This window comes from Blastococcus sp. SYSU D00813 (assembly GCF_054050735.1).
In genome coordinates this window covers 18,114-44,716 of sequence record NZ_JBJGZX010000010.1, presented here as the reverse complement: position 1 = coordinate 44,716, position 26,603 = coordinate 18,114, and the positions used below count along the sequence as shown (strand labels likewise).

At 74.7% G+C, this 26,603-nt stretch carries 27 protein-coding genes; 19 read left to right on the top strand and 8 right to left on the bottom strand.

Translation table 11 applies throughout. The features are described from left to right. The first annotated feature begins 60 nt into the window (after nucleotides 1–60). The 3 genes from fbaA (at nucleotide 61) to ACI8AX_RS09205 (ending at nucleotide 1,746) form a co-directional block, all read left to right on the top strand. Entirely contained in the window at nucleotides 61–1,095 is a 1,035-nt protein-coding gene (gene fbaA / locus ACI8AX_RS09215; protein ID WP_456549504.1) for a class II fructose-bisphosphate aldolase, read from the top strand. Further along, the gene (locus tag ACI8AX_RS09210) at nucleotides 1,092–1,499 is read left to right on the top strand and encodes a DUF3151 domain-containing protein (protein ID WP_456549503.1); all 408 of its coding nucleotides are present in this window, start codon (nucleotides 1,092–1,094) and stop codon (nucleotides 1,497–1,499) included. Before fbaA ends, ACI8AX_RS09210 begins: the two co-directional genes overlap by 4 nt. Before the next feature lie 100 nt (nucleotides 1,500–1,599). Beyond that, a complete protein-coding gene (locus tag ACI8AX_RS09205; protein ID WP_456544138.1) occupies nucleotides 1,600–1,746 on the top strand; it encodes a GPGG-motif small membrane protein in 147 nt (48 codons plus the stop codon). 143 nt (nucleotides 1,747–1,889) lie between these two features. Here the strand turns inward: ACI8AX_RS09205 and ACI8AX_RS09200 are convergent, their stop codons facing one another. From ACI8AX_RS09200 to ACI8AX_RS09185, 4 genes are all read right to left on the bottom strand, one after another. After that, the gene (locus ACI8AX_RS09200; protein WP_456549502.1) at nucleotides 1,890–2,531 is read right to left on the bottom strand and encodes a maleylpyruvate isomerase family mycothiol-dependent enzyme; all 642 of its coding nucleotides are present in this window, start codon (nucleotides 2,529–2,531) and stop codon (nucleotides 1,890–1,892) included. Between the two features lie 172 nt (nucleotides 2,532–2,703). Next, nucleotides 2,704–3,531, bottom strand: coding sequence for an ATP-binding cassette domain-containing protein (locus tag ACI8AX_RS09195; protein WP_456549501.1), 828 nt, complete (start codon nucleotides 3,529–3,531; stop codon nucleotides 2,704–2,706). Further along, a complete protein-coding gene (locus tag ACI8AX_RS09190) occupies nucleotides 3,528–4,550 on the bottom strand; it encodes an ABC transporter permease (RefSeq protein WP_456549500.1) in 1,023 nt (340 codons plus the stop codon). The genes ACI8AX_RS09195 and ACI8AX_RS09190 overlap by 4 nt, the downstream gene beginning before the upstream one ends. Before the next feature lie 150 nt (nucleotides 4,551–4,700). Beyond that, on the bottom strand, nucleotides 4,701–5,336 hold the full coding sequence (locus tag ACI8AX_RS09185; RefSeq protein WP_456549499.1) for a hypothetical protein: 636 nt from the start codon (nucleotides 5,334–5,336) through the stop codon (nucleotides 4,701–4,703). A 66-nt stretch (nucleotides 5,337–5,402) separates the two neighbouring features. On the opposite strand from ACI8AX_RS09185, the gene ACI8AX_RS09180 reads away from it, so the two are divergent. Then, on the top strand, nucleotides 5,403–6,692 hold the full coding sequence (locus ACI8AX_RS09180; protein WP_456549498.1) for an adenylosuccinate synthase: 1,290 nt from the start codon (nucleotides 5,403–5,405) through the stop codon (nucleotides 6,690–6,692). Nucleotides 6,693–6,755: 63 nt separating this feature from the next. On the opposite strand, the gene ACI8AX_RS09175 is transcribed toward ACI8AX_RS09180, so the two are convergent. Next, complete coding sequence (locus ACI8AX_RS09175; RefSeq protein ID WP_456549497.1) at nucleotides 6,756–7,754, bottom strand: glycerophosphodiester phosphodiesterase family protein; 999 nt, start codon at nucleotides 7,752–7,754, stop codon at nucleotides 6,756–6,758. A gap of 264 nt (nucleotides 7,755–8,018) precedes the next feature. Here ACI8AX_RS09175 and rsgA point away from each other — a divergent pair, with 264 nt between their 5' ends. After that, a complete protein-coding gene (rsgA, locus tag ACI8AX_RS09170) occupies nucleotides 8,019–9,053 on the top strand; it encodes a ribosome small subunit-dependent GTPase A (protein ID WP_456549496.1) in 1,035 nt (344 codons plus the stop codon). Nucleotides 9,054–9,128: 75 nt separating this feature from the next. After that, nucleotides 9,129–10,412: a phosphoribosylamine--glycine ligase gene (gene purD / locus ACI8AX_RS09165; RefSeq protein WP_456549495.1), complete on the top strand. Its 1,284-nt coding sequence runs from the start codon at nucleotides 9,129–9,131 to the stop codon at nucleotides 10,410–10,412. Between the two features lie 7 nt (nucleotides 10,413–10,419). Here purD and ACI8AX_RS09160 read toward each other — a convergent pair whose 3' ends face one another. Further along, complete coding sequence (locus ACI8AX_RS09160; protein WP_456549494.1) at nucleotides 10,420–11,829, bottom strand: AI-2E family transporter; 1,410 nt, start codon at nucleotides 11,827–11,829, stop codon at nucleotides 10,420–10,422. Nucleotides 11,830–11,935: 106 nt separating this feature from the next. On the opposite strand from ACI8AX_RS09160, the gene purB reads away from it, so the two are divergent. From purB to ACI8AX_RS09125, 7 genes are all read left to right on the top strand, one after another. Beyond that, nucleotides 11,936–13,243, top strand: coding sequence for an adenylosuccinate lyase (purB, locus tag ACI8AX_RS09155; protein ID WP_456549493.1), 1,308 nt, complete (start codon nucleotides 11,936–11,938; stop codon nucleotides 13,241–13,243). Next, nucleotides 13,243–14,103 (top strand): phosphoribosylaminoimidazolesuccinocarboxamide synthase, encoded by an 861-nt coding sequence (locus ACI8AX_RS09150; protein ID WP_456549492.1) that lies wholly within the window; start codon nucleotides 13,243–13,245, stop codon nucleotides 14,101–14,103. Before purB ends, ACI8AX_RS09150 begins: the two co-directional genes overlap by 1 nt. Before the next feature lie 138 nt (nucleotides 14,104–14,241). Further along, complete coding sequence (locus ACI8AX_RS09145; protein WP_456549491.1) at nucleotides 14,242–15,099, top strand: DUF559 domain-containing protein; 858 nt, start codon at nucleotides 14,242–14,244, stop codon at nucleotides 15,097–15,099. A gap of 124 nt (nucleotides 15,100–15,223) precedes the next feature. After that, nucleotides 15,224–15,463, top strand: coding sequence for a phosphoribosylformylglycinamidine synthase subunit PurS (gene purS, locus ACI8AX_RS09140; protein ID WP_409328527.1), 240 nt, complete (start codon nucleotides 15,224–15,226; stop codon nucleotides 15,461–15,463). Nucleotides 15,464–15,473: 10 nt separating this feature from the next. Continuing rightward, nucleotides 15,474–16,145, top strand: coding sequence for a phosphoribosylformylglycinamidine synthase subunit PurQ (purQ, locus tag ACI8AX_RS09135; protein ID WP_456549490.1), 672 nt, complete (start codon nucleotides 15,474–15,476; stop codon nucleotides 16,143–16,145). After that, entirely contained in the window at nucleotides 16,142–18,487 is a 2,346-nt protein-coding gene (gene purL, locus ACI8AX_RS09130) for a phosphoribosylformylglycinamidine synthase subunit PurL (RefSeq protein ID WP_456549489.1), read from the top strand. The genes purQ and purL overlap by 4 nt, the downstream gene beginning before the upstream one ends. Continuing rightward, nucleotides 18,487–18,867, top strand: a complete 381-nt coding sequence (locus ACI8AX_RS09125; RefSeq protein ID WP_456549488.1) for a sterol carrier family protein — start codon at nucleotides 18,487–18,489, stop codon at nucleotides 18,865–18,867. Before purL ends, ACI8AX_RS09125 begins: the two co-directional genes overlap by 1 nt. A 14-nt stretch (nucleotides 18,868–18,881) precedes the next feature. Here ACI8AX_RS09125 and ACI8AX_RS09120 read toward each other — a convergent pair whose 3' ends face one another. Together ACI8AX_RS09120 and ACI8AX_RS09115 are read right to left on the bottom strand one after the other, a co-directional pair. Continuing rightward, nucleotides 18,882–19,031, bottom strand: coding sequence for an MFS transporter small subunit (locus ACI8AX_RS09120; RefSeq protein WP_456549487.1), 150 nt, complete (start codon nucleotides 19,029–19,031; stop codon nucleotides 18,882–18,884). Continuing rightward, nucleotides 19,028–20,446 (bottom strand): L-lactate MFS transporter, encoded by a 1,419-nt coding sequence (locus ACI8AX_RS09115; protein WP_456549486.1) that lies wholly within the window; start codon nucleotides 20,444–20,446, stop codon nucleotides 19,028–19,030. Before ACI8AX_RS09115 ends, ACI8AX_RS09120 begins: the two co-directional genes overlap by 4 nt. 167 nt (nucleotides 20,447–20,613) lie before the next feature. Here ACI8AX_RS09115 and ACI8AX_RS09110 point away from each other — a divergent pair, with 167 nt between their 5' ends. The 6 genes from ACI8AX_RS09110 (at nucleotide 20,614) to purM (ending at nucleotide 26,560) form a co-directional block, all read left to right on the top strand. Beyond that, complete coding sequence (locus ACI8AX_RS09110; protein WP_456549485.1) at nucleotides 20,614–21,396, top strand: acyl-CoA thioesterase domain-containing protein; 783 nt, start codon at nucleotides 20,614–20,616, stop codon at nucleotides 21,394–21,396. Between the two features lie 43 nt (nucleotides 21,397–21,439). Then, the gene (locus tag ACI8AX_RS09105; RefSeq protein WP_456549484.1) at nucleotides 21,440–22,525 is read left to right on the top strand and encodes an S-(hydroxymethyl)mycothiol dehydrogenase; all 1,086 of its coding nucleotides are present in this window, start codon (nucleotides 21,440–21,442) and stop codon (nucleotides 22,523–22,525) included. After that, nucleotides 22,525–23,145, top strand: a complete 621-nt coding sequence (locus ACI8AX_RS09100) for an MBL fold metallo-hydrolase (RefSeq protein WP_456549483.1) — start codon at nucleotides 22,525–22,527, stop codon at nucleotides 23,143–23,145. Before ACI8AX_RS09105 ends, ACI8AX_RS09100 begins: the two co-directional genes overlap by 1 nt. Before the next feature lie 173 nt (nucleotides 23,146–23,318). Next, the gene (locus ACI8AX_RS09095) at nucleotides 23,319–23,816 is read left to right on the top strand and encodes a hypothetical protein (protein ID WP_456549482.1); all 498 of its coding nucleotides are present in this window, start codon (nucleotides 23,319–23,321) and stop codon (nucleotides 23,814–23,816) included. 105 nt (nucleotides 23,817–23,921) lie between these two features. Then, nucleotides 23,922–25,487, top strand: a complete 1,566-nt coding sequence (gene purF, locus ACI8AX_RS09090; protein WP_456549481.1) for an amidophosphoribosyltransferase — start codon at nucleotides 23,922–23,924, stop codon at nucleotides 25,485–25,487. Next, nucleotides 25,484–26,560 (top strand): phosphoribosylformylglycinamidine cyclo-ligase, encoded by a 1,077-nt coding sequence (purM, locus tag ACI8AX_RS09085; protein WP_456549480.1) that lies wholly within the window; start codon nucleotides 25,484–25,486, stop codon nucleotides 26,558–26,560. Before purF ends, purM begins: the two co-directional genes overlap by 4 nt. Nucleotides 26,561–26,603 lie beyond the last annotated feature (43 nt).

Below are 26,603 nucleotides of genomic sequence, written 5' to 3'. Positions count from 1 at the left end.
GGGGGGTCCGGGATACTGGCCGCGACGAGTGCGCAGTCGCCGACGACAGGAGTGCCCCGGATGCCCATCGCGACCCCTGAGGTCTACGCCGACATGATCAGCCGGGCGAAGGAGGGCGGCTTCGCCTACCCGGCGATCAACTGCACCAGCTCGGAGACGATCAACGCGGCGCTGCGCGGGTTCGCCGACGCCGGCAGCGACGGGATCATCCAGTTCTCCACCGGCGGCGCCGAGTTCGGCTCGGGCACCAAGGTCAAGGACATGGTCACCGGTGCCGTCGCGCTGGCCGAGTTCGCGCACGTGGTCGCCGAGAAGTACCCGGTCAACGTCGCGCTGCACACCGACCACTGCCCCAAGGACAAGCTGGACTCCTACGTCCGCCCGCTGATCGCGCTGTCGCAGGACCGCGTCGACGCCGGCCAGGCGCCGCTGTTCCAGTCGCACATGTGGGACGGCTCCGCGGTCGACCTCGACGAGAACCTGTCGATCGCCGAGGAGCTCATCGCCAAGTGCGCCTCGGCCAAGATCGTGCTGGAGATCGAGATCGGCGTCGTCGGCGGCGAGGAGGACGGCGTCAGCCACGACATCAACGACAAGCTCTACACCGCCCCCGGCGACTACGTCGCCACCGCGAAGGCGCTCGGCCTCGGCGAGAAGGGCGTCTACCTGCTGGCCGCCACCTTCGGCAACGTGCACGGCGTCTACAAGCCGGGGAACGTCAAGCTGCGGCCGGAGATCCTCAAGCAGGGCCAGGAGGTCGTCACCGCCGAGCTGGGCCTGCCCGAGGGCAGCAAGCCGTTCAACTTCGTCTTCCACGGCGGCTCCGGCTCGCTGCAGGAGGAGATCCGCGAGGCGCTGTCCTACGGCGTCGTGAAGATGAACGTCGATACCGACACCCAGTACGCCTTCACCCGGCCGATCGCCGGGCACATGTTCACCAACTACGACGGCGTGCTGAAGGTCGACGGCGAGGTCGGCAACAAGAAGACCTACGACCCGCGCAGCTACCTCAAGGCGGCCGAGACGAACATGGCCGCCCGCGTCGTGCAGGCCTGCGAGGACCTGCTGTCGGCCGGCCAGTCCCAGAGCGCATGACGCACTCCCACCACAACCTGCTGGGCGAGCCGCCGGCGACGCTGCTGCCGGGCGACCCCGGGGCCGAGCGCGAGCTGGCCGAGGGCCTCCCGGCCGCGGAGGTCGCGGCGCACCACCCGACGTACAGCGCGGCGTGGGCGGCGCTGGCGGAGGAGGCCATCGAGGCCGGCCGGGTGATCGAGGCCTACGCCTACGCGCGCACCGGCTACCACCGCGGGCTGGACGCGCTGCGCCGCAACGGCTGGAAGGGCTTCGGCCCCGTGCCGTGGGCGCACGAACCCAACCGGGGCTTCCTGCGCTGCGTCACGGTGCTGGCGCGGGCGGCGGAGGCGATCGGGGAGACCGGCGAGCACGACCGCTGCACCCAGCTGCTGCGCGACTGCGACCCCAGCCTCGCCCCCTAGACCTCACCCTCCGTCATCCCGGCAGGCGGAACGCCTGGTCCGCCCTCACACTCTGTGTCCCAGGTGCCGTCCCGGCGCCTCGACGCGAAGTGGGTGGGTCATGGCAACACTGCTCTGGATCCTCGCCGTCGTCCTCGTCATCGCCGGCATCGTGGCGATCGTCCGCCGCCAGCTCCTGTGGGGGATCGTGCTCATCGTCGTCGGGCTGCTCGTCGGCCCCGGTGGGGTGAGCGTCTTCGACGTCTGAGCGTGCCGCCGGGCCGGAGGTCCCCCCGGCCCGGCGGCGTGTCAGCGGTCGCTGGTTTCGCAGCAGGGTCTGATCTCCTGTGCGGAAGTCCGGCTGCCCGATGTGAGCGGTGTGCTGCGCGTCGGCGTTCTCGCGCTCGGCGGCTACAGGCGCGCTCGCACATCTGTCACGCCCGCACCGGCGAGCTCAGGCAGGGCGGCGGTCCGGCCCGAGAGCGTGGTGAGCAGCGCGGTGGCCGGTCCGGAGACCGGGGCCCCCTTGCCGTAGCGCCAGTCGGTGTCGGTGTCGGTGGCCGAGAAGGCCAGCCCGTCGAGGATGCCCGGCGGAAGCGAGCGACGGGCGCGCGGGCTGGTCAGTTGCTCGAGGGCGACCCGGGCGTTCTCCGGGTCGGTCGGGGAGGGCACCCCGAGCGGCCGGTAGACGTCCTGGGCGTGGATGACCAGATGACTCAACGGCGCCTCGACCGGTGCGCCGGGCACGGTGAAGGTGCGGTGCGCGGTCTCCCGAAGGCCCGCGACCACCTCGGCCGGTGTCCGGGTGTCCGTGGTCGCCCAACGGTCGGCGGCGCGGTCGAAGTCGAACCTCGCGCGCAGCATCATCCGCAGGAACCGGGGCGTCGAGACCTCGTACGGCATGAGCACGTGCACGACCAGGTCTCGCACCGACCAGCCGGCACACAGGCTGGGGGTGTCCCACTGCTCCTCGTCCAGCCCGTCGAGCACGTGGAGCAGTCGGGTGCGCTCGGTGTGGACGCGCGCGTCGACGTCCTGCCCGATCTCGGTCATCGGGTTCCTCTCGTCGTCCTGCCGGCCAGCGGACGCCGAGTCCCGCCGCCCAGTGGGAGGACGGCCAGCGGTGCCGGAACTCGTCGCTGGCGGCGAGTCCCACCCGTACAGGGGCTCCGACCGGCCCGGCGCGCGCGGACCCACGCACACCTGGCACACCTCGCTGCCGAACTCAGCGGTCGCCGAGCTCGGGGTGGGTCCGCCGGATCGTCGCCGTCAGCGACGTCAGCTCGTCGTCGCCGGCCATGAGCCGGGTCAGGCTGTCGGCGTCGACGTCCTCCCGGGTCAGGTGACCGGCCACCTGGCCGCTGGCCAGCAGCAGGAAGCTGTCGCCGATCAGGTGGGCGTAGCGCGGGTTGGCGGTCACGACGACGACGGCCAGCCCGCGGGCCCGGGCGGCGAGTAGCGCCTGCCCCGCCTGGGTGGCCCCGGCGACGCTGCGCGGCGCGGTGGGCTCGTCGACGACGAGGGCGCGCGTGCCGAAGTGCAGGGCGCGCGCGATCGCCAGCCCCTGCCGCTCCCCGGGCCGCAGGGTGCTGGCCGGCCGGTCGGGGTCCACGCCGCCCAGGCCGACCCGCTCCAGCGCGCGGACGGCGGTGTCCCGCGCCGCGGCGACGTCGAGCCGGCGCAGCGGCCAGACGCCGACCGTGGGCTCGGCGCCCAGGGTGAGGTTGCGCCACACCGACAGCAGCGGGGCGACGGCGAGGTCGTTCCAGACCGTCGCGACGCCGGCCGCGCGGGCGTCGCGGGGGGAGCGGAACCGCGCCGGCCGGCCGTCGAGCAGCAGCTCGCCCTCCTCGGGCCGGGTGAGCCCGGAGAGCACCGAGACCAGCGTCGACTTGCCCGAGCCGTTCTCCCCGAGGACGCAGGTGATCGTGCCGGGGGCGAACGTCGCGCTCACCCGGGACAACGCGGCCACGCTGCCGTGCCGCACCGTGACCCGGCGCAGCTCCAGCGCCGGTGCGGGGCCCTCCGGGCCGGCGGGATCCGGGGCGCTCACGACCGGGGCACCGCCCGCAGCCGGCTGCGCACCGCCCCGCTGGCGAGCAGCGCCACCAGCAGCAGCACACCGAGGAAGGCCTGGAACCACAGCGGGTCCCAGCCGGCGAGCGTGACGCCGAACCGGACGACGGCGTAGAGCAGCGCGCCCACCGCGGTGCCGACGACGGAGCCGTAGCCGCCGGTGAGCAGGCAGCCGCCGATCACGGCGACCACGACGAACTCGATCGCCGGCATCAGCGAGGCGCCGGCCTCGGCGCTGCCGATCCGCACCAGGCCGAGCGTGCCGACCAGCCAGCCGGCCGCGGCGGTGCAGCAGAAGAGGGTCACCGTCGTCCGCCGCACCGGGACGCCCAGCTCACGGGCGGTGCGCCGGGCCCCGCCGACGGCGAAGACGGCGTTGCCGAAGCGGGTCCGCCACAGCACCCAGGCCGCCAGCGCGGTGAGGGTCAGCCACCACACGACGGACACGGAGAAGGCGGCCCGGTCCCACTCCCACGTGGCGTCGAAGACCGTGCGTGCCGAGGACCAGCCCGGCGCCTGGTCCAGGCCCTGCAGCACCGTCGTCCCGGCGATGGCGCGGGTCAGGGCCAGCGCGGTGCCCTGCAGCACCAGGTGGGCGGCGAGGGTGACCAGGAAGCTGGGCAGCCCCGTACGGACCACCAGCCAGCCGTTGACCGCGCCCACGAGCAGCGCGCCGGCGAGAGAGGCGGCCAGCGCCGGCCAGATGCCCCACCCCGCCTCGCTCACCAGCAGGCCGGTGCCCAGGGCGCTGGCGCCCGCGACCATGGCGATCGAGAGGTCGAAGTGGCCGGCCACCAGGAGCAGCCCGACGGCGAGGGCGCCGATGCCCAGCGGGGCCGCGCCGTCCAGCACGCCGGCCAGGCCCGCCGCGCTCACCAGGCTCGGCGCCTGTAGCGCGAAGAAGGCGGTGGCGGCGACCAGGCCGATCCAGGCAGCCGTGCTGGGCCGGGCCAGCGTCCGGTCGAGCAGGCGCCGGCGCGGTGCCGTGCTGCCCACGGCGGGACCGAAGCCGGGGAGCGGGCCGGCGGTCACGGGCGCCGGGGCTGGGACGACGGCAGTGGGGGCCTCCTCGACTGCTGGGAGTTGGCACCCAGTGTCCACGACCGGCGGGGCGCGGACCGAGCTGCCCGGCCCGCCCGCCCCCGCCTAGGGCTGGAGCCGCCAGCGGACGCGGTCGTCGGAGAACCAGGTCCACCGGGTGACCGGGCGCGGGTGGACGACGCCGTCGCGCGTCACACGGGCCGGGTCGCAGGCGATCTGCAGCGCGCGGCCACGGCTGAGGTTCGCCGGGCGCATCGGCAGCACCGTGACCACGACCCGCATGGTGTCCACGGCCCGCCAGTCGGGACGGGCGGTGATCCGGGTGATCACGCCGTCGGCCACCTTGGCGTCGTCGTGGTGGGCCTGCGCGCCGAACCGGTGGCGGCGGAACAGCCGTCCGGGGCGGGGGTCGCCGGCCTCCTCGTCGGGGTCGACCCGCCCGGTGTGCAGCAGGACGCCGCCGTGGTCGTCGCGGACCAGCGTCATCTCCCGCTCGGGGCCGCCGGTCCCGATGCCCAGGTCGCGCGCCAGGCCCCGGGAGAGCTTGTCGTCGGCCGGCTCCCAGGAGACGACGACGTCGGCGGTGCGGGAGGCGGCGTTCAGCGCGGCCAGCACCCCCGCCAGGGCGGGCACCGGGCCGCGGACGAGCACCGCCGGCCCCGCCACGGCCCCGGCCACGGCGTCCTTGGCGGGGGCCTCGTCCGGGGCGAGACCGCGCAGGTCCAACTCGAGCAGAGGCATGCGATTACCCTGCCACTGCCAGGCCGGTCATCACCGGTTCCGCACTGTGAGGGGATCTGACGAGCGATGCCGGCTGTCGTGCTGATCGGTGCCCAGTGGGGCGACGAGGGCAAGGGCAAGGCGACCGACCTGCTCGGTGGCCGCGTGCCGTACGTGGTCCGCTACCAGGGCGGCAACAACGCCGGCCACACGGTGATCACGCCCGACGGGGAGCGCTACGCGCTGCACCTGATCCCGTCGGGGATCCTCACCCCCGGCTGCACGCCGGTCATCGGCAACGGCGTCGTGGTGGACCCCGAGGTCCTGATCCGGGAGCTGACGGGGCTGGAGGAGCGCGGGGTGGACACCTCGCGGCTGGTCATCTCCGCCGACGCGCACTTGATCATGCCCCACCACCGTGCCCTCGACAAGGTGACCGAGCGGTTCCTGGGCAAGCGCAAGATCGGCACCACCGGCCGCGGCATCGGCCCCGCCTACGGCGACAAGGTGGCCCGCACCGGCATCCGCGTGGCCGACCTGCTCGACCTGTCGATCCTGCGGCAGAAGCTCGAGGGCACGCTCCAGGAGAAGAACCAGGTCCTGGTCAAGGTCTACAACCGCAAGGCGATCGACGTCGACGAGGTCGTGGAGGAGTACGCGGGGTACGCCGAGCAGCTGCGCGACCGGATCACCGACACCCGGCTGATGCTCGGCAGGGCCCTGGACGCCGGCGAGTGGGTGCTGCTGGAGGGCTCGCAGGGCACGCTGCTCGACGTCGACCACGGCACGTACCCGTTCGTGACGTCGTCCAACCCGACCGCCGGCGGCGCCGCCGTCGGCAGCGGCATCGGCCCCACCCGCATCTCGCGGGTGGTGGGCATCCTCAAGGCCTACACGACCCGCGTGGGCTCGGGCCCGTTCCCCACGGAGCTGTTCGACGCCAACGGCGAGTACCTGCGCAAGCACGGCGGGGAGGTCGGCGTGACCACCGGGCGGGACCGCCGCTGCGGCTGGTTCGACGCCGTCATCGCCCGGTACGCCAGCCGGGTCAACGGGATCACCGACTACTTCCTCACCAAGCTCGACGTCCTCTCCGGGCTGGAGACGGTGCCGATCTGCGTCGCCTACGAGGTCGACGGCGTCCGGCACGACGAGATGCCGATGACGCAGACCGACTTCCACCACGCGAAGCCGGTGTACGAGGAGATGCCGGGCTGGTTCGAGGACATCCGGCACTGCCGCAGCTTCGACGAGCTGCCCGCGAACGCGCAGGCCTACGTGCGCCGGGTGGAGGAGCTGTCCGGGGCCCGGGTGAGCGTCATCGGCGTCGGCCCCGGCCGCGACGAGAACGTCGTCCTGCACGACCTCGTCGACTGAGGACCCCCCGCCTCGCGGCCCCGTCCAGGGGCGCGCGAGGCGGGCGGAGTACGGGGTCCTCCCTCAGGCGGCGGTGGCGACGGGCGCGAGCTCCTCGCGGACGGCGACGGCGACCTCGGGGGAGTCGGTGATCAGGCCGTCGACGCCCAGGCCGAGCAGCAGCCGGGCCTCGCCGGCCGCGTCGCCGGTGGCGGCCGGGTCGTCGCCCAGCTGCAGGTGCCGGGGGAGGAAGAGGTTCTCCGCGCGCAGCGTCCAGGGGACCACCGCGAGACCGGCCTGGTGCGCCCGGGCGACGAGGTCGGTCACGCCGGTCAGGTAGCCCTCGGCGTCGCGGGGCAGGATCCGGTGCCGGCTGGGCGCGATGCCCTGTGCGTACGTCGAGATGCCGCGCAGTCCGGCGTTGGTCAGCAGCTGGTCGCCCTCGGGGGCGTCGTCGACGAGCTGGTACATCGTCGGGCCGTCGTCGCCGAGCATGCCGCGCAGCTCCCGCAGGCCCGCGGCGTCGAAGGTCTGCACGACGACCGTGCCGTCGGGGGAGACGGCGTCGAGGCGGCGCAGCTCCGCGGCGACGAGCTCGTTCATCGGCAGCCCCTGCTCGGCCGACCAGGTCGGCTTCTTCAGCTCGGCCAGCACGCGGATCGGGCGCAGCGGGGTCGACCGGCGGCGGGCGATCTCCACGACCTCGGCCAGGGTGAGGATGCCGAACTGCCGGTCGTAGGCGGTGTTCAGCGGCCGCATGTCCGGCATGCGCTCCATGGCCCGCAGCGTCCGCAGCTCGGCGAGGGTGAGGTCCTCGGCGAACCAGCCGGTGCGCTCCTTGTCGCCCACCACGCGGGTCGTGCGGCGGTCGGCGAACTCCGGTCGCACCGAGATGTCGGTGGTCCGGGAGAGCTCGTTCTCGTGGCGGACGACGAGGGCGCCGTCCTTGCTCACCACGACGTCGGGCTCGATCAGGTCGGCGCCGAGGTCGATCGCGAGCTCGTAGCTGGCGGCGGTGTGCTCCGGGCGGTAGGCCGGGGCGCCTCGGTGGCCGACGATCACGGGACGGGGGAAGCGGGTCACAGGACTGATTGCCTGCGACACGGTCGCGTGCATGTCCCTAGAACACCCCACCCAGGTGGACGCATGGCGAACGCCGTGCGGCGTTTCCCGCACGATTCGGCAGACGCGCAGGTCACGGACCCACCAGCGGGGCGCGTGTGACGAAAGTCGCGTGTCGACGACCGGGTCATACCCCTGTGTCGGCGCGCCCGGGCCGGACCTTGACCCCGCGGGGACCAGGAAATCCACGCGACACCACCGGCCGCCCGGCCCACCATCTCCGGCGTGGACGACCTCGCATCCCTCGGGTGGGACGACGACCGCGCGGCCGAGCTGCCCGCCGGCACGGACCCGGCGCGGGTGGCGCGCGTCGACCGCGGCCTGCTCACCGTCTGGACCGCCGCGGGGGAACGCCGCGTGCACCCGTCCCCGGCCGTGTGGGAGGGGACGGGCCCGGCCGTCGGCGACTGGGTCGCCCTCCGCGGCGAGCTGGCCGTGGCCGTGCTGCCGCGGCGGACGGCGTTCGTGCGCACCTCCGCCGGCCGCACCTCCACGCCGCAGGTGGTCGCGGCCGACCTCGACACCGTCCTCGTCGTCGACGCGCTGGGCGGACCGGCCCGCATGCGCCGGATCGAGCGCTACCTGGCCGTCGCCTGGGGCAGCGGGGCCACGCCCGTCGTCGTCCTGACCAAGGCCGACCTGTCCGACGACCCGGCCGGCGACGTCGCCGACATCGCCGCGGCGCTGCCCGGGGTCGACGTCCTCGCCGTCAGCGCGGTGACCGGCGAGGGGCTCGACGCGCTGCGCGCCCTGCTGGGCCCGGGCCGGACGGCGGCCATGGTGGGCCCCTCCGGCGTCGGGAAGTCCAGCCTGGTGAACGCCCTGGTCGGGGAGGAGCTCGTGGCCACCGGCGAGGTGCGCTCGGCCGACCGCCGGGGCCGGCACACCACCACCGCGCGGGAGCTGCACCGGCTGCCCGGCGGGGGTCTGCTCGTCGACACCCCCGGCATGCGCGAGCTCGCCCTCGTCGGAGGCATGGCCGACGTCGAGGGCATCGACACCACCTACGCCGACGTCGCCGACCTGGCCGTGTCCTGCCGCTTCCGCGACTGCCGGCACCGGACCGAACCGGGCTGCGCCGTCCTCGCGGCGGTCGAGAGCGGCGCGCTGGACCTCGCCCGCCTCGCCGGGTGGCGCAAGCTGCAGGCCGAGGCGCACCGCCAGGCGCTGCGGTCCGACGCCCGCGCCCGCGCCGAGGAGAACGCCCGGGTCCGTGCCGCGTTCCGGGCCTACCGCGCCCAGCCGAACCGGCTGCGCTAGGCCCCGTCCAGGGCACCGCCCCGAGCTCGCGAGGGGTGGGGAGGACGGGGTCCTCCAACGGTAGGGTCGCGCTCCGTGCGCGTGCTCGTGATCGGCTCCGGTGCCCGGGAGCACGCCCTGTGCGTGGCTCTGCAGTCCGACCCCGCGGTGACCGCGCTGGCCTGCGCGCCGGGGAACGCCGGCACGCGGGCGATCGCCGAGGCGGCGCCGCTGGACGTCGCCGACCCGGTCGCCGTGGCCGCGCTCGCCACCGGGTGGGGCGCCGACCTGGTCGTCGTCGGGCCCGAGGTGCCGCTGGTGGCCGGCGCCGCCGACGCCGTCCGCGAAGCCGGGATCGCGTGCTTCGGCCCGTCGGCGCAGGCCGCGCAGCTGGAGGGCAGCAAGTCCTTCGCCAAGCACGTCATGGCCGCCGCCGGCGTGCCCACCGCCCGGTCGTGGCCGGTCGGCGGGCCGGCGGAGCTCCGGACCGCGCTCGACGAGGCCGGCGCGCTGTCGCCCGGCGCCCCGTACGTGGTCAAGGACGACGGCCTGGCCGCCGGCAAGGGCGTCGTCGTCACCACCGACCGCGACGCCGCCCTCGCCCACGGGCGCGCGGTGCTGGAGGCCGGCGGCGCGGTGCTCGTCGAGGAGTACCTCGACGGCCCGGAGGTGTCGCTGTTCGCCGTCACCGACGGGACGACGGTGCTCCCGCTGCTGCCGGCGCAGGACCACAAGCGGCGCGACGACGGCGACGCCGGCCCCAACACCGGCGGCATGGGCGCCTACGCCCCGCTGCCCTGGGCGCCGCCCGGCCTGGTCGACGAGGTGCTGGCCACCGTGCTGCAGCCGACCGTCGACGAGATGGCCCGCCGCGGGGAGCCCTTCTCCGGGCTGCTCTACGCCGGGCTGGCGCTGACCTCCCGCGGGGTGCGGGTGGTCGAGTTCAACGCGCGCTTCGGCGACCCGGAGACGCAGGTCGTGCTGCCGCTGCTGGAGTCGCCCCTGGGTGGGCTGCTGCACGCGGCGGCCACCGGCACCCTCGCCGAGCACCCGTCGCTGCGCTGGCGGGAGGGCGCCGCGGTGACCGTCGTCGTCGCCGCCGAGGGCTATCCGGAGCGGCCGCGGACCGGGGACCCGATCAGCGGGGCCGACGGCGCGGGCGTCCTGCACGCCGGCACCACGGCCGACGCCGACGGGACCGTGCGCTCGGCCGGCGGCCGGGTCCTCGCCGTCACCGCGACCGGGCCCGACCTCGCCGCCGCCCGCCAGGCCGCCTACGAGCGGGTCGCGGCCGTGCGGCTGGCCGGCGCGCACTGGCGCAGCGACATCGCCCTGGCTGCCGTCGAGGGCCGCATCGCCGTCCCGCCGGCCCAGGCGTGAGGGACGCCTAGCGCACGCCGACCGCCGGCCGCGCGCGCTCGGGCCGCGGCTCGGGCGGCCGCGGCCCGTCGTGCCGGCGGGCCAGGTAGGTGCCGGCCACGTTGGCGCAGGCGACGATCGGCACCGCGATCAGCGCGCCGAAGATGCCCGCGACCAGCAGGCCCGAGGCGATCGCGAGCACGACGGCCAGCGGGTGCACGTGCACCGCGCGGCCGAGCAGCAGCGGCTGCAGCACGTGCCCCTCCAGCTGCATGACCAGGACGACGATCGCCAGCGCGATCAGCGCCTTGATCGGCCCGACCGCGACCAGGGCCACCAGCACCGCGACCGACCCGGCCAGGAACGAGCCGATGATCGGGACGAATGCCCCGAGGAAGACCAGCGCGGCCAGCGGGATGACCAGCGGCACCTGCAGGATCGCCAGCCCGACGCCGATGCCGACGGCGTCGACCAGGGCGACGGCGACGGTGGCGCGCACGTAGGAGATGAGCGTGCGCCACGCGCGGCGGGCGGCCTCGTCGACGTACGCGCGGGCGTCGACCGGCATGAGGCCGACCAGCCACAGCCAGATCGAGCGGCCGTCCTTGAGGAAGAAGAACAGCGTGAACAGCGCCAGCACGATGCCGGTGAACACCTCGCCGACCGTGGCCGCCGTGTCGATCGCCCCGGAGGCGATCTCGTCCTGGTTGCCGGCGAAGAACTCCCGGGCCTGCTCCAGCGCCTGGTCGAGCTGGCGCTCGGTGACCGGGAAGGTCTCGACGACGTAGTCGCGCACCTGCTCGAGGCCGGCGGTGACCTGCTCGGAGAGGTCCTCGAAGCCGTCGATGAAGCGCTCGACGACCAGCGTGATGATGCCGGCGACGACGCCGAGCCCCACCAGCAGCATCGCGAACGCCGCCAGGGCCCGGGGCCAGCCGTGCCGCACCAGCGCGGCCGCGCCCGGCTGCAGCAGCGCCGCCAGCAGCAGGGCCACGATCACCGGCACGACCACGACCGCGACGTAGGCCGCCGCCGAGAGCAGCACGTACGCCCCGACCAGGACGACGATCAGCCGCCACGACCACGCCGCGGCGGTGCGCAGGCCGCTGGGGACGCTCGCGTCGCCCACCGTGCGGGGGTCGGGACGGCGACGGCGCGGCGCCGCGGGGCTGGGCGGTCCGCTGACGCCGCCCGGGCCGATCGCGCCGTCGAGGTCCGGGGCGCCGGGCTCGGGGCTGCCCAGCGGCGGCCGCGTCGGACCGGTGGGCTCCCCGTCGGGAGCGGCGTCGAGCGGGCCGTCGGGGCCCGGCGCCTCGTCGTCCTGCACCAGGATCGAGCGGTCCTCGTCGCGGCTGTGCCAGCCGTGCGGATCGGCCTCGGCGGCGGCACGGATCCGCTCGCGTGCCCGCCCGACCAGCTCGCTGGCCCGTCGCAGCATCGCGTCCTCCGATCGGCCGGCCGGCAGGGGGGTCCATGATCACGCTAGCGCTGCGGGAGACTGTCCCCGTGCTGCGACGAGCTGACCGGACGCGGGCGGTACCCGCATGATCGACCGCTACACGCTCCCCGAGATGGGCCGGGTCTGGAGCGACGAGCACAAGTACGAGCTCTGGTGCCGGGTGGAGACCCTGGTCCTGGAGGCGCACGCGGCCGCCGGGCGGGTGCCGGCCGACGTGGTGGAGCCGGTGCGCACCGCGCCGCCGCCCACGCCCGAGCGGGTCGCGGAGATCGAGGAGACGACGCAGCACGACGTCATCGCCTTCCTCTCCGCCTGGGCCGACAACACCGAGCCGCGCTCGGCCGCCGCCTACGTGCACCACGGCATGACGTCGTCGGACCTGCTGGACACCGCGCTCGCCGTCCAGCTCACCGAGGCCAGCGACCTGCTGCTGGCCCGGCTCGACCGGTTCGTCGCCGTCCTCCGCGACCACGCCCTGGCCCACCGGCACACGATCAAGGTGGGCCGCACCCACGGCGTGCACGCCGAGCCCGACGTGTGGGGCCACCGGGTCGCCGACATCGCCTTCGCCGCCGCGCGCTCCCGCGACCGGCTGCGCGCGGCCCGCGACCGGGTCGGCGTCGTCGCGATCTCCGGGGCGGTGGGCACGTACTCGCTCATCGACCCCTCCGTCGAGGTGGCCGTGGCCGAGGCCCTCGGGCTGCGGCCGGCCGACGCCTCCACCCAGGTGGTGCTGCGCGACTCGATCAGCGAGTGGGTCGCCGCGCTGGCGATCGTCGCGACCGTCTGCGAGACGGTGGCGCTGGAGGTGCGGCACGGTCAGCGCACGGAGGTGCGGGAGCTGTCGGAGGCGTTCGGCTCGGGCCAGAAGGGCTCCAGCGCGATGCCGCACAAGAAGAACCCGATCCGCTCGGAGCGCATCGCCGGGCTCGCACGGGTGGTGCGCGCCGCCGTCGTCCCCGTCATGGAGGGCATCCCGCTCTGGCACGAGCGGGACATCTCGCACTCCTCGACCGAGCGGGTCTTCCTGCCCGACGCGGCGATCACCACCGACTACCTGCTGCACCTGACCACCGGGCTGGTGGAGAACCTCGTCGTCGACGTGCAGCGGATGCGCGACAACCTCGACCTCACCGGCGGGCTGATCTACACCTCCTCGGTGCTGCTCGAGGTGGTGGAGAGCGGGCTGTCCCGGGAGGACGCCTACGCGCTGGTGCAGGGCGCGGCGATGGAGACGTGGAACACCGGGACGCCGTTCCGCGCCACCCTGCGCGCCCGCGCGGAGGCCGCCGGGGTCACCCTCGACGAGGCGCGGCTGGACGAGATCTGCCGGCCCGAGCGGTACGTCACCCAGCTCGACCCGCTGTTCGAGCGCGTCGCGGCGCTGACCTGATGCTCGACCTGCCGCTCGTCGCCCGGGGCAAGGTGCGCGAGGTCTACGACGCCGGCGCCGACCGCCTGTTGCTCGTGGCGTCGGACCGCATCTCCGCCTACGACCACGTGCTGCCCACGCCGATCCCGGACAAGGGCCGGGTGCTGACGGCGCTGTCGGTGTGGTGGTTCGAGCAGCTGGCGCCGGTGCTGGACTCGTTCGGCGCGACCCACCACCTGGTGTCGGCGACCGACGTGCCGGAGTCGGTGGCGGGGCGGGCCATGCTCGTGCGGCGGCTGTCGATGCTCCCGGTCGAGTGCGTGGCCCGCGGGTACCTCTCCGGCTCCGGCACGGCCGAGTACCAGCGGACCGGCTCGATCCGCGACGTCCCGCTGCCGGCCGGGCTGGTCGAGGGCTCGCAGCTGCCCGAGCCGGTGTTCACGCCGTCGACCAAGGCCGAGCTCGGCGAGCACGACGAGGCGATCGACTTCGCGACCGTGGAGTCGCTGGTGGGGTCCGCGCGGGCGGCGGAGCTGCGCGAGCTGACGCTGGCGCTCTACCGGCGCGGTGCGGAGATCGCCCTCGAGGCCGGGATCGTGCTGGCCGACACGAAGTTCGAGTTCGGGACGTCGTCGGACGGCCGGCTGACCCTCGGCGACGAGGTGCTGACACCCGACTCCTCGCGCTTCTGGCCGGCGATCACCTGGTCGCCGGGCGCCGCGCAGCCGTCGTTCGACAAGCAGTTCGTGCGCGACTGGCTGACCTCGTCGGGCTGGGACCGCGTCTCCCCGCCACCGGAGCTCCCGGACGACGTCGTCGCCGCGACCCGCGAGCGCTACGTGACCGCCTACGAGAAGCTGACCGGCCGCTCCTTCGCCTGACCCCTTCCGCGAGATCTGCACACTCGGGGCTTTCCGCTATGTGAAAGCCCCGAGTGTGCAGATCTCGCGCAGGGCTGTGGACGGCGCGAGCGGGTGAGGCGCCCTTCGGACCACCCTGCCCCGGTGCCGAGGAGACGCGTGCCCACCCGACTGACCGGCCCGGCGACCCGTGCGAGGGCGCGTGAAGCCGGGATCGGCGACGACGAGCTCCGCCGACGGGACGTCGTCCGGATGTCCCGGGACACCTACCTCCCGAAGGCGACGGCAGCCGATCTCGGCGCCCGCATCGAGGCCGTCGTCATGACAGCCCCTCCCGGGGCTGTCGTCAGCCACGGGACGGCCGCGGTGCTGTGGGACGTCGAGATCCCCCTGCAGCCGACCGACGTCCGCATCCACATCACCGTCTCCACCGGGTCGGCGGTCCGCGGCCGAGCCGACCGCGCGATCCACCGCAGCCCCCTGACCGCCGGCGAGGTGACGAGCCGGCGGCGCTTCCGCGTCACGACTCCCGCGCGGACCTGGCGGGACCTCGCCGCGGTCCTCGCCGAGGCGCCGCTGCTCGCGGTCGCCGACCAGATGCTCCAGCGGCACGGCACGGCCGACGACCTGCGCCGGCAGCTCGAGCTCCGCCCCTCCGGCCGCGGCGCGGCCCGGGCGCGTGCGGTGCTCCCGCTGGCCGATCAGCGGGCCGGTTCGCCCATGGAGTCGGTGCTGCGGTGGCTGCTGCACGCCGCGCGGCTACCTGCTCCGGTCCTGCAGCACGTCGTGCACGACGACCGGGGGTTCGTCGGGCAGGTCGACATGGCATGGCCGGACCGACGGGTGCTCGTGGAGTTCGACGGCGAGGTCCACCGGGAGCGCGACGTCTTCGTGCGGGACCTGAGGCGGCAGAACGGGCTGGTGCTGGCGGGCTGGACGATCCTGCGGTTCAGCTCCGCCGACGTCCTCGGCCGTCCGGAGGCCGTCGTCGCCGCGATCCGGGCCGCTCTCCGCTGACGAGATCTGCACACTCGGGGCCTTCAGCTCCCTGAGAGCCCCGAGTGTGCAGATCTCGCGGGTACCCGCGGTGCACGTCACCGGCCTCCGGGGTGTGCGACGGTGCCGGGTAGGCTCGGGAACCGTGCCGCGGGTGGTCGTCGACGTCGTCCTCAAGCCGGAGATCTCCGACCCCCAGGGGCAGGCGGTGCTCGGCGCCCTCGGCCGGCTGGGGCACAGCGGGGTGACCGGCGTCCGCCAGGGCAAGCACTTCGTCCTCGAGGTCGAGGGCACGCCCGACGAGGCGGAGCTCCGCGAGATCGCCGAGAACCTGCTCGCCAACCCCGTCATCGAGGACGTCGAGCTGCACCTCCCGACCGACTGAGGAAGACCCCTTGCGCATCGGTGTCATCACCTTCCCGGGCTCCCTGGACGACGTCGACGCCGCCCGCGCGGTCCGCCTGGCCGGCGGCGAGCCCGTCGCGCTGTGGCACGGCGACCACGACCTGAAGGACGTCGACGCCGTCGTCCTCCCCGGGGGCTTCTCCTACGGCGACTACCTACGCGCCGGCGCCATCGCCGCCCGTTCGCCGCTGATGCAGGACGTCGTCGCGGCCGCGCGCACCGGCCTGCCCGTCCTCGGCATCTGCAACGGCTTCCAGGTGCTCTGCGAGGCCGGCCTGCTGCCCGGCGCCCTGCACCGCAACGCCCACCTGCACTTCCGCAACCGCGACCAGCAGCTGCGGATCGAGCGCGCCGACACCGCGTGGACGTCGGACTACGCGACCGGCCAGACGATCGTCGTCCCGGTCAAGAACGGCGAGGGCCGGTACGTGGCCGCCCCGGCCGACCTCGAGCGGCTCGAGGGTGAGGGCCGGGTCGCCGTCCGCTACGTCGGCGGCAACCCCAACGGCAGCCTCAACGACATCGCCGGGGTGACCAGCGAGGACGGCCGCGTCGTCGGTCTCATGCCGCACCCGGAGCACGCCGTCGAGGAGCTCACCGGCCCGAGCACCGACGGCCTCGGGTTCTTCACCAGCGTCCTGAAGGCGGTCGTCAGCGCATGAGCGAGTCGGCCACCGCCGGGCTCTCCGACCTCGACACCGGCCCCGGCCGGCTCGCGAACCGGCTCGACACCGTCGAGCTCGCGGCGAGCACCCCGGACGCCGAGCAGCCCTACTCCGAGCTGGGGCTCGAGGCCGACGAGTACGCCCGCATCCGCGAGATCCTCGGCCGCCGGCCCACCACCGCCGAGCTGGCCATGTACTCGGTGATGTGGAGCGAGCACTGCTCCTACAAGAGCTCGAAGGTGCACCTGCGCCGCTTCGGCGACCTCCCCCGCAGCGAGGCGCTGCTGGTCGGCATCGGCGAGAACGCCGGCGTGGTCGACGTCGGCGACGGCTACGCGGTGACCTTCAAGGTCGAGTCGCACAACCACCCGAGCTACGTCGAGCCCTACCAGGGCGCGGCGACCGGGGTCGGCGGCATCGTCCGCGACATCCTCACGATGGGCGCCCGCCCGGTCGCCGTCATGGACTCGCTGCGCTTCGGCCGCGCCGACGCCGCCGACACCGCCCGGGTGCTGCCCGGCGTCGTGGCCGGCGTGGGCGGCTACGGCAACTGCCTGGGCCTGCCCAACATCGGCGGCGAGCTGCTGTTCGACGAGTGCTACGCCGGCAATCCGCTGGTCAACGCGCTGTGCGTCGGGGTCATGCGGCACGAGGACGTGCACCTGGCCAAGGCCGAGGGCGTCGGCAACAAAGTGATCCTCTTCGGCGCCCGCACCGGCGGCGACGGCATCGGCGGCGTGAGCGTGCTCGCCAGCGAGACCTTCGACGCCGAGGGCCCGGCCAAGCGCCCCAGCGTCCAGGTCGGCGACCCGTTCACCGAGAAGCTGCTCATCGAGGCGTGCCTGGAGATCTTCGCCGCCGACCTGGTCACCGGCATCCAGGACCTCGGCGGCGCCGGCCTCTCCTGCGCGACCAGCGAGCTGGCCAGCGCCGGCACCGGCGGCATGCACGTCGACCTCGACCGGGTGCCGCTGCGCGACTCGACGCTGACCCCGGCCGAGATCCTGATGAGCGAGTCGCAGGAGCGCATGTGCGCGATCGTCGAGCCGGACAAGGTCGACGCCTTCCTCGCCGTCTGCCGCAAGTGGGACGTGCTGGCCGCCGTCATCGGTGAGGTCACCGACGGCGACCGGCTGACCGTGGACTGGCACGGCGAGCGGATCGTCGACGTCCCGCCGCGGACGGTCGCCCACGAGGGCCCGGTCTACGAGCGGCCGATGGCCCGCCCGGCCGACCTCGACGCGCTGCAGGCCGACGACGCCGCCCGGCTCGCCCGCCCGGGCACGCCCGAGGAGCTGCAGGCGCACTGGCTGGCGGTCGTCGCCAGCCCCGACGGCGCCGACAAGTCTTGGGTCACCGAGCAGTACGACCGCTACGTGCGCGGCAACACCGTGCTCGCGCAGCCCGAGGACGCCGGCGTCGTCCGCATCGACGAGGAGTCGCACCGCGGCATCGCCCTGGCGCTCGACGGCAACGCCCGCTTCGCCCGGCTCGACCCCTACACCGGTGCGCAGCTCAACCTCGCCGAGGCCTACCGCAACGTCGCGGTGAGCGGCGCGACCCCGCTGGCCGTCACCAACTGCCTCAACTTCGGCTCCCCGGAGAACCCCGAGGTGATGTGGCAGTTCGCCGAGGCCGTCCGCGGCCTGGCCGACGCCTGCCGCGAGCTGGGCCTGCCGGTCACCGGCGGCAACGTCAGCCTCTACAACCAGACCGGTGACGTCGCGATCAACCCGACGCCGGTGATCGGCGTGCTGGGCGTGCACGACGACGTCCGCCGCCGCGTGCCCACCGGCTGGCGCGCCGCCGGCGAGACCGTGCTGCTGCTCGGCACCACCCGCGAGGAGCTCGGCGGCTCGGCATGGGCGAGCGTCGTCCACGGCCACCTCGGCGGACGCCCGCCCGCGGTCGACCTGGAGGCCGAGCGGTCCCTCGGCGAGCTGCTGGCCGCGCTGTCCCGCGAGGGGCAGGTGACCTCCGCCCACGACCTGGCCGACGGCGGTCTGGCGCAGGCCCTCGCCGAGTCGGCGCTGCGGTACGGCGTCGGCGCCCGGCTGGGCCTGGACGGCGACCCGTTCGTCGCGCTGTTCAGCGAGTCGGCGGCGCGGGCCGTGGTCACCACGACCGACCCCGAGGCGGTGCGCGCCACCGCACAGTGGGCCGGCGTGCAGGTCACCGAGCTGGGGACCACCGGCGGGGACGCGCTCGCCGTCGAGGGCCTGCCGGAGCTGCCGCTGGCCGAGCTGCGCGCGGCGTGGAGCGCGACCCTGCCTGCGCTGTTCGGCTCGCCCGAGGACGCCGTCGGCACCGTCCCCGCGGGGACGGTCCCCACGAGCTGATGGCCGCGCAGCCGATCCCCGCCGAGGAGCTGCGCGCCGCGGTGGACGCCGTCCGGCCCTGGCTGGCCGGCGAGGCCGAGCAGCCGCCGCGGTCGGTGCTGGGCGCGGCGGTGAAGACGAGCACCCGCTGGCTGGCCCAGCAGGTGCCCGGCCGGTCGGTGGAGCTGCGGGTGCCGCCGCACGTCGCCGTCCAGCTCGTGCCGGGGCCGCGGCACACCCGCGGCACCCCGCCCAACGTCGTCGAGACCGACGCCGCGACCTGGCTGCGGCTGGCCACGGGCGCGACCACCTGGGCCGACGCCGTCGCCGAGGGGCGGGTCAGCGCGAGCGGCAACCGCGCGGACCTCTCCGAGCACCTGCCGCTGCGCCCGCTCCGCTGAGGCGAGGGGGGCGGTCAGTTCGTGAAGAGCTCGATCGCCGTCTTCACCGTCTGGTAGAGCCCGTAGGCCAGCGGGATGCCGACCAGGGTCCACGCGAAGGCGATGAGCCCGGTCGGCGTGTGGGTGGGCCGCTGACCGTCCTGCGACTGGGTCGACGAGCTCATCGGGCGGCGCTCCGCTCGGGGGTCGGGGCGCTCGCGGCGCCGGTGGACGACGTGGGCTCGTGCCACTTCGACGCGACCGGCCGCACCAGCAGGTTCGCCACGAACCCGATCGCGAGCAGGCCGACCATGATGAACAGCGCCGGCCGGTAGTTGGCCGCCTGCAGCGTGCCCGGCTCGCCCTGGGTGTCCAGGACGCCGTTGACGATGAGCGGACCCGCGACCCCCGCGGCCGACCAGGCGGTGAGCAGCCGGCCGTGGATGGCGCCGACCTGGAAGGTGCCGAACAGGTCGCGCAGGTACGCCGGGACCGTGGCGAAGCCGCCGCCGTAGAACGAGATGATCACCGCGGCGAGCAGCACGAACAGCCAGGTCGCGCGGTCGCCGACGGTGGCCAGGCCGACGTAGAGCAGCAGCCCCACCCCGAGGTAGATCATGTAGTTGGGCTTGCGGCCGAGGAAGTCCGACGTCGAGGACCACACGAACCGGCCGGCCATGTTGAACAGCGACAGGACGCCGACGAAGCCGGTCGCGGCTGCCAGGGCGATGCTGGAGTCGCCCTCGTCGTCCCGGAAGAAGTCCTGGATCATCGGGCTGGCCTGCTCGAGGATGCCGATCCCCGCGGTCACGTTGCAGAACAGCACGATCCACAGCAGCCAGAACTGCGGTGTCTTGATCGCGTTGGCCGCCGAGACGCTCTCCGTGGTGACCAGCGCCTTCTGCTTCACCGACGCCGGGTCCCAGCCGTCGGGCCGCCAGCCCTCGGCCGGCACCCGGATGATCGTCGCGCCGAAGAGCATGAAGACCAGGTAGACCAGCCCGAGGGTCAGGAACAGCAGCGCCACCGCGTTCCCGTCCGGCACGGTGCCCGCCGTCCCGTCGTAGTCGGGGTCGTAGAGGTCCATCAGCTGCCGGGACAGCGGCGAGGCGATGAGCGCGCCACCGCCGAAGCCCATGATCGCCATGCCGGTGGCCAGGCCCGGCCGGTCGGGGAACCACTTGATGAGCGTCGAGACCGGCGAGATGTAGCCGATCCCCAGGCCGATGCCGCCGATGACGCCGTAGCCCAGGTAGAGCAGCCACAGCTGGTCGGTGGCGATGCCGAGCGAGCCGACGAGGAAGCCGGTCGACCAGCAGATGGCGGAGACGAACATGGCCGCCCGCGGCCCGTTCTTGTCGACCCACGTGCCGAACACCGCGGCGGACAGGCCGAGCATGACGATGGCGATCGAGAAGACGATGCCGATCGCGGTCTGGCTGACCTGGAAGTCCTCGACCAGGGCGGTCTTGTAGACGCTGGTCGCGTAGGCCTGCCCGATGCACAGGTGGACGGCGAGGGCCGCCGGCGGGATCAGCCACCGGTTGAAGCCCGGGCGCGCCACGATGCGCTCGCGGGCCAGGAAGCTCGGCAAGGCCACGGCGGGTCTCCCTCTCGGTCGGTGCTGGTGTTCGCCCGCCGTGAGTCACGTCACGGCCCCGGACGACGCTACGTCCGCTCGGCGCGGCCCGCGCGCCGGAGGGCCGGCGGCCCCCGGCATGCTCGCGGGACCGCGACGGGCAGGCCGCCGCGGCGAGTGGAGGTGCGATGGAGGCGTCGTTCACCCCCGACGGCGACCGGCTCGTCCCGACCGCCTGGGCCCGCAGCCCCTGGTCGGACGACATGGTCAACGGCCACCACGTGGGCGGCCTGGTGGCGTGGGGGGTGCAGCGGGACTCCCCCGACGGGGACCTGCAGCTGTCCCGCCTGACGGTGGACATGGTGCGGCCGGTGCCGATGCGCCCGCTGCGGGTGTCCGCCCGCCGCGTCCGTGACGGGCGGCGGCTGCGGGCGGTGGACGTCGCCGTCCTGGACGGGGACGTCGAGGTGGCGCGCGGCTCGGCCCTCCTGCTGCGCCGGTCCGAGCACCCGCCGGGCGAGCCGTGGGCACCGCGACCGTGGGACGTGCCGCCGCCCGAGGCGGTCGAGGGGTCCACCGGCGGGACGATGTCGTTCGAGATCCGCCCGGTCAGCGGGTGGAACGGCGAGCAGGGCCGGGTGTGGCTGCGCGAGCGGGTGCCCTTCGTCGCCGGCGAGCCGCTCACCCCGGCCCTGCGGGCGGCGCTCATGGCCGACTTCGCCAACCCGGTGGCCAACTCCGGCCGGGGCGGGCTGGAGTTCATCAACGCCGATCTGACGATGTACCTGGCCCGGGACCCGGTGGGGGAGTGGATCGGGGTGGAGGGCACCGGTCACGCCGGTGCCGGCGGCGTCGGGGTCGGCACGGCGTGGATGTACGACAGGGACGGCCGGATCGGCTCCTGCGTGGCCGCCGCCCTCGCCGACCCGCGCCTCCTCAGCCGGTACGCGCAGCCCTCCGCCGGCGGGTGACGGGGCCGGGGCGGCGCCGGCGGGCGCCCCCTAGGCTCGCGGCATGGCCTACGAGGTGAAGGGCGTCGTCGCCCGCAGCAAGGGTGCCCCCGTCAGCATCGAGACGATCGTGGTGCCCGACCCGGGCCCCGGCGAGGCGGTCGTCGACGTGCAGGCCTGCGGGGTCTGCCACACCGACCTGCACTACCGCGAGGGCGGGATCAACGACGACTTCCCGTTCCTGCTCGGCCACGAGGCCGCCGGCACGGTCGCCGCGGTCGGCGAGGGCGTCACCAACGTCGAGGTCGGCGACTTCGTCGTCCTGAACTGGCGGGCGGTGTGCGGGCAGTGCCGCGCCTGCCTCAAGGGCGAGCTGCAGTACTGCTTCAACACGCACAACGCCGCGCAGAAGATGACGCTGACCGACGGCACCGAGCTGTCCCCGGCGCTGGGCATCGGCGCGTTCGTGGAGAAGACGCTGGTCCACTCCGGTCAGTGCACCAAGGTCGACCCGCAGGCGCCGGCCACCGCCGCCGGCCTGCTGGGCTGCGGGGTGATGGCCGGCGTGGGCGCGGCGATCAACACCGGCGGCGTGCGCCGCGGCGAGTCGGTCGCGGTGTTCGGCTGCGGCGGCGTCGGGGACGCCGCCATCGCCGGGGCCAAGCTGGCCGGGGCGTCCACGATCGTCGCGGTCGACATCGACGACCGGAAGCTGGAGTGGGCGCGGCAGTTCGGCGCCACCCACACGGTGAACTCGAAGGAGACCGACGCGGTCGAGGCGATCAAGGCCGCCACCGGCGGGTTCGGGGTCGACGTCGCGATCGACGCGGTCGGCCACCCCGCGGTGTTCGAGCAGGCCTTCTACGCCCGCGACCTGGCCGGCCGGGTCGTGCTGGTCGGCGTCCCGACCCCGGACATGAAGATCGAGCTGCCGATGATCGAGCTGTTCGGCCGCGGCGGGGCGCTCAAGTCCAGCTGGTACGGCGATTGCCTGCCCAGCCGGGACTTCCCGATGCTGGTCGACCTGTACCTGCAGGGCCGCTTCCCGCTCGACGACTTCGTCTCCGAGACCATCGGCCTGGACGCCGTCGAGCAGGCCTTCGAGAAGATGCACTCCGGCGACGTGCTGCGCTCGGTGGTCACCTTCTGATGGCGGCCCGCATCGACAAGACCGTCGTCAGCGGCGTCTTCTCCCTCGACGGGCAGGACTTCGACGTCGACAACAACGTCTGGCTGGTCGGCGACGACGACCAGGTGCTGGTCATCGACGCCCCGCACCGCCCGGAGCCGATCGTGGCGGCCGTCGGCGGGCGGAAGGTGGCCGGGATCGTGCTCACCCACGGGCACAACGACCACATCACCGCCGCGGTCGCGCTGCGCGAGGCCGTCGACGCGCCGATCTGGTTCCCCGCCGCCGACCGCATGCTGTGGGACATGGTCTACGGCCAGAGCCAGCCGGCCGCCGACCCCGACCGCGACCTCACCGAGGGGACGACGTTCACCGTCGCCGGCTCGACGCTGGTCGCGCTGCACACCCCCGGCCACTCGCCGGGCAGCACGTGCCTGCACTCGGCGGACCTGAACACCGTCTTCACCGGCGACACGCTGTTCTGCGGCGGCCCCGGCGCCACCGGCCGGTCGTTCAGCGACCACCCGACGATCGTGAACTCGATCCGCTCGAAGCTGCTGACCCTGCACGGCGACACCGTCGTCCGCACCGGCCACGGCGACGACACGACCATCGCCGCGGAGCTGCGCACGGTCCACTAGGCGCACGGGGAACGCGGGTGGTGGTCCACGGGGGAGACGGTGCGGCGGACGGCGGTGGCCGTCCGCGGTCCGGACGGCACCGTGCGCCCGAACCGCCGGAGCCGGTGGGTCCGGCGGTCCGGGCCGGAGCTGCCGGGCGGCCCCTCCCGGCCGGCGTGGAGCCCGCCGGTCCCGTGCGACCCGGCCGCTGGCTGGCGTGGATGCTCGCGGGCTTCGTGGTCGTCGGCGGCGGGCTGGTCGCCGGCTACGTCTCGCTCGGCGGGGACGCCGCCGCTCCCGGCGACGGGAGCGGCGGCGCGGCCACGGCCCCGTCGCCGTCGGCGCGGGAGAGCACGCCGCCCGGGCAGGACCTGCCGGCCCCCGTCGTCCCCCCGTGCGACGGCTCCTTCGTGCTCGTCGTCGGCAGCGTGACCACGCCGGTCGGCTACCAGGAGGCGGTCGTCCGGCTGCTGGAGGCGACCCCCGGCGCCCGCTGGTTCACCACCGAGGGGACGTGCGGGTCGCTGCGCGGCCGGTCCGACGACGGCACGCTGATCCACACCGTCTACCTGGGCCCGTTCCCGACGGCGGAGGCGGCGCTGGCCTCCTGCCCGGCCGGCCCGCCCGACGCCTACGCCAAGCGGCTGGACGACGGCGCCGCCCCCGCGGGCGGCACCGTGACCTGCGGCTAACCGGGGACGCGCGGGTCTGCGACGCGCCGTGCGGGAGGTGTCGATGTGGTGTGGATCCCCCCGCCGGGCACCCGGTACGGGCGCGGCCCCGGTACTCTCGCACGAGTGCCTCGCGGTGACGGACGGCTGACGCACGACCTCGACCCCCACGCTCCCGGACCCCAGGACGCGTGCGGCGTCTTCGGCGTCTGGGCGCCGGGTGAGGAGGTCGCGAAGCTCGCCTACTTCGGCCTGTACGCCCTCCAGCACCGCGGGCAGGAGGCGGCCGGCATCGCGGTCTCCGACGGCGCCTCGGTCGTCGTCTACAAGGACCTCGGGCTGGTCAGCCAGGTCTTCGACGAGGCCACGCTGGGCAGCCTGCGCGGGCACCTGGCCGTCGGCCACACCAGGTACTCGACCACCGGCTCCTCGACGTGGGAGAACGCCCAGCCCACGTTCCGCACCACCGACGCCGGCACCGGCCTGGCGCTGTGCCACAACGGGAACCTGGTCAACACCGCCGAGCTGGCCAGCCGGGCCGCCGACGCCGGTGTGCCGGGCGCGTTCAGCGCGAGCACCGACTCCGACCTGGTCACCGCGCTCATCGCCGCCCGCCCCGACCTGTCGGTGGAGGGGGCGGCCATGGAGGTGCTGCCGCAGCTGCGCGGGGCCTTCAGCCTCACGTTCATGGACGAGGACACCCTCTACGCCGCACGCGACCCGCAGGGCGTGCGGCCGCTGGTCCTCGGCCGGCTGGAGCGCGGCTGGGTCGTCGCCAGCGAGACGGCGGCGCTGGACATCGTCGGCGCCTCCGTGGTCCGCGAGGTCGAGCCCGGCGAGCTGATCGCCATCGACGAGAACGGCCTGCGCAGCCAGCACTTCGCCCCGGCCGAGCCCAAGGGCTGCGTCTTCGAGTACGTCTACCTCGCCCGCCCCGACACCACGATCGGCGGTCGCGGCGTGCACGCCGCCCGCGTGGAGATCGGCCGCCGGCTGGCCAAGGAGCACCCGGCCGACGCCGACCTGGTCATCCCCGTGCCGGAGTCGGGCACCCCGGCCGCCGTCGGGTACGCCGAGGCCAGCGGCATCCCCTACGGCCTGGGCCTGGTCAAGAACTCCTACGTGGGCCGGACCTTCATCCAGCCCTCCCAGACCATCCGCCAGCTGGGCATCCGGCTGAAGCTCAACCCGCTGCGCGACGTCATCCGCGGCAAGCGGCTGGTCGTCGTCGACGACTCGATCGTGCGGGGCAACACGCAGCGGGCGCTGATCCGCATGCTGCGCGAGGCCGGGGCGGTCGAGGTGCACGTGCGGATCTCCTCGCCGCCGGTGAAGTGGCCGTGCTTCTACGGCATCGACTTCGCCAGCCGCGCCGAGCTGATCGCCAACGGCCTGGACGTCGACGGCGTGCGGGCCTCGATCAACGCCGACTCGCTGGGCTACGTCTCCGAGCAGGGGCTGATCGCGGCGACCGAGCAGCCGGCCACCCGGCTGTGCACCGCCTGCTTCACCGGCCAGTACCCGATCGCGCTGGGCGAGTCCGAGGTGCTCGGCAAGCACGTCCTCGAGGGGATCGGCCGGACGCCGATGCCCCGCCCGGACGGCCAGCGCGCGGTGACCGGCTGGACCGGTCAGCAGGCCGGCAGCGCCACCGTGCCCGGCGGCGCGGACGACGCCCTCCGCCGCCCGTGACGGAGCCGGCCGGCAGCCCCGGGCGCTTCACCTACGCCGCCAGCGGCGTCGACATCGACGCCGGGGAGCGCGCGGTCACGCTGATGCGCTCCGCGGTCGAGCGCACCAACCGGCCCGAGGTCGTCGGCGGGCTCGGCGGGTTCGCCGGCCTGTTCGCGCTCGACGTCGCGAGGTACCGGCGGCCGCTGCTGGCGTCGTCCACCGACGGCGTGGGCACCAAGATCGCCCTCGCCCGGCAGCTGGACCGGCACGACACCGTCGGCATCGACCTGGTCGCGATGGTCGTCGACGACCTGGTGGCCTGCGGCGCCGAGCCCCTGTTCCTGCAGGACTACGTCGCCTGCGGCCGCGTGGTGCCCGAGCGCATCGCCGCGATCGTCACCGGCATCGCCGAGGGCTGCACCCGCTCCGGCGCGGCGCTGGTCGGCGGGGAGACCGCCGAGCACGGCGACCTCATGGCGCCCGACGACTACGACCTCGCGGCCACCGCCGTGGGCGTGGTCGAGGCCGACGCCGTACTCGGCCCGGAGCGGGTGCGCGGCGGCGACGTCGTCGTCGCCATGGCCTCCTCCGGCTTCCACTCCAACGGCTACTCGCTCGTCCGCCGCGTCGTCGCCGAGGCCGGGCTCGACCTCGCCGGCACCCCCGCGGGCCTCGACCGGCCGCTGGGCGAGGTGCTGCTGGAGCCGACCCGGATCTACGCCCTCGACTGCCTCGCCCTGGTCGGGGAGCTCGGCACCGACGGCGTGCACGCGCTCGCGCACATCACCGGCGGCGGGCTGGCCGGCAACACGGTGCGGGTCGTCCCCGACGGCGCCGAGGCCGTGCTCGACCGCGGCACCTGGGCGCTGCCGGCCGCCGTGCGCCTGCTCGAGGAGCACGGCGTGCCGCGCGAGGAGTCCGAGCGGGCGTTCAACTGCGGCGTCGGCATGGTCGCCGTCGTCGCCGCCGAGGTCGCCGGCCGCGCCGTCGCCCTGCTGGAGCAGCGCGGCGTGCCGGCGTGGGTGGCCGGCACCGTGGAGGAGACCCCCGGGAGCGCCGCGGCGGCCCGGCTGGTGGGCACCTACCGCTGAGGCCCGCCGACCACGACCGGCCCAGCCGGTCGTGACGCCTCCT

Coding starts and splice junctions, on each gene's coding strand:
- ACI8AX_RS09120 (WP_456549487.1), bottom strand. CDS start 19,031: ATGAGCTCGTCGACCCAGTCGCAGGACGGTCAGCGGCCCACCCACACG.
- purL (WP_456549489.1), top strand. CDS start 16,142: ATGAGCGAGTCGGCCACCGCCGGGCTCTCCGACCTCGACACCGGCCCC.
- fbaA (WP_456549504.1), top strand. CDS start 61: ATGCCCATCGCGACCCCTGAGGTCTACGCCGACATGATCAGCCGGGCG.
- ACI8AX_RS09205 (WP_456544138.1), top strand. CDS start 1,600: ATGGCAACACTGCTCTGGATCCTCGCCGTCGTCCTCGTCATCGCCGGC.
- ACI8AX_RS09185 (WP_456549499.1), bottom strand. CDS start 5,336: ATGCCTCTGCTCGAGTTGGACCTGCGCGGTCTCGCCCCGGACGAGGCC.
- ACI8AX_RS09180 (WP_456549498.1), top strand. CDS start 5,403: ATGCCGGCTGTCGTGCTGATCGGTGCCCAGTGGGGCGACGAGGGCAAG.
- ACI8AX_RS09100 (WP_456549483.1), top strand. CDS start 22,525: ATGGCGGCCCGCATCGACAAGACCGTCGTCAGCGGCGTCTTCTCCCTC.
- ACI8AX_RS09150 (WP_456549492.1), top strand. CDS start 13,243: ATGCTCGACCTGCCGCTCGTCGCCCGGGGCAAGGTGCGCGAGGTCTAC.
- ACI8AX_RS09200 (WP_456549502.1), bottom strand. CDS start 2,531: ATGACCGAGATCGGGCAGGACGTCGACGCGCGCGTCCACACCGAGCGC.
- ACI8AX_RS09125 (WP_456549488.1), top strand. CDS start 18,487: ATGGCCGCGCAGCCGATCCCCGCCGAGGAGCTGCGCGCCGCGGTGGAC.
- ACI8AX_RS09210 (WP_456549503.1), top strand. CDS start 1,092: ATGACGCACTCCCACCACAACCTGCTGGGCGAGCCGCCGGCGACGCTG.
- purB (WP_456549493.1), top strand. CDS start 11,936: ATGATCGACCGCTACACGCTCCCCGAGATGGGCCGGGTCTGGAGCGAC.
- ACI8AX_RS09160 (WP_456549494.1), bottom strand. CDS start 11,829: ATGCTGCGACGGGCCAGCGAGCTGGTCGGGCGGGCACGCGAGCGGATC.
- ACI8AX_RS09110 (WP_456549485.1), top strand. CDS start 20,614: ATGGAGGCGTCGTTCACCCCCGACGGCGACCGGCTCGTCCCGACCGCC.
- ACI8AX_RS09105 (WP_456549484.1), top strand. CDS start 21,440: ATGGCCTACGAGGTGAAGGGCGTCGTCGCCCGCAGCAAGGGTGCCCCC.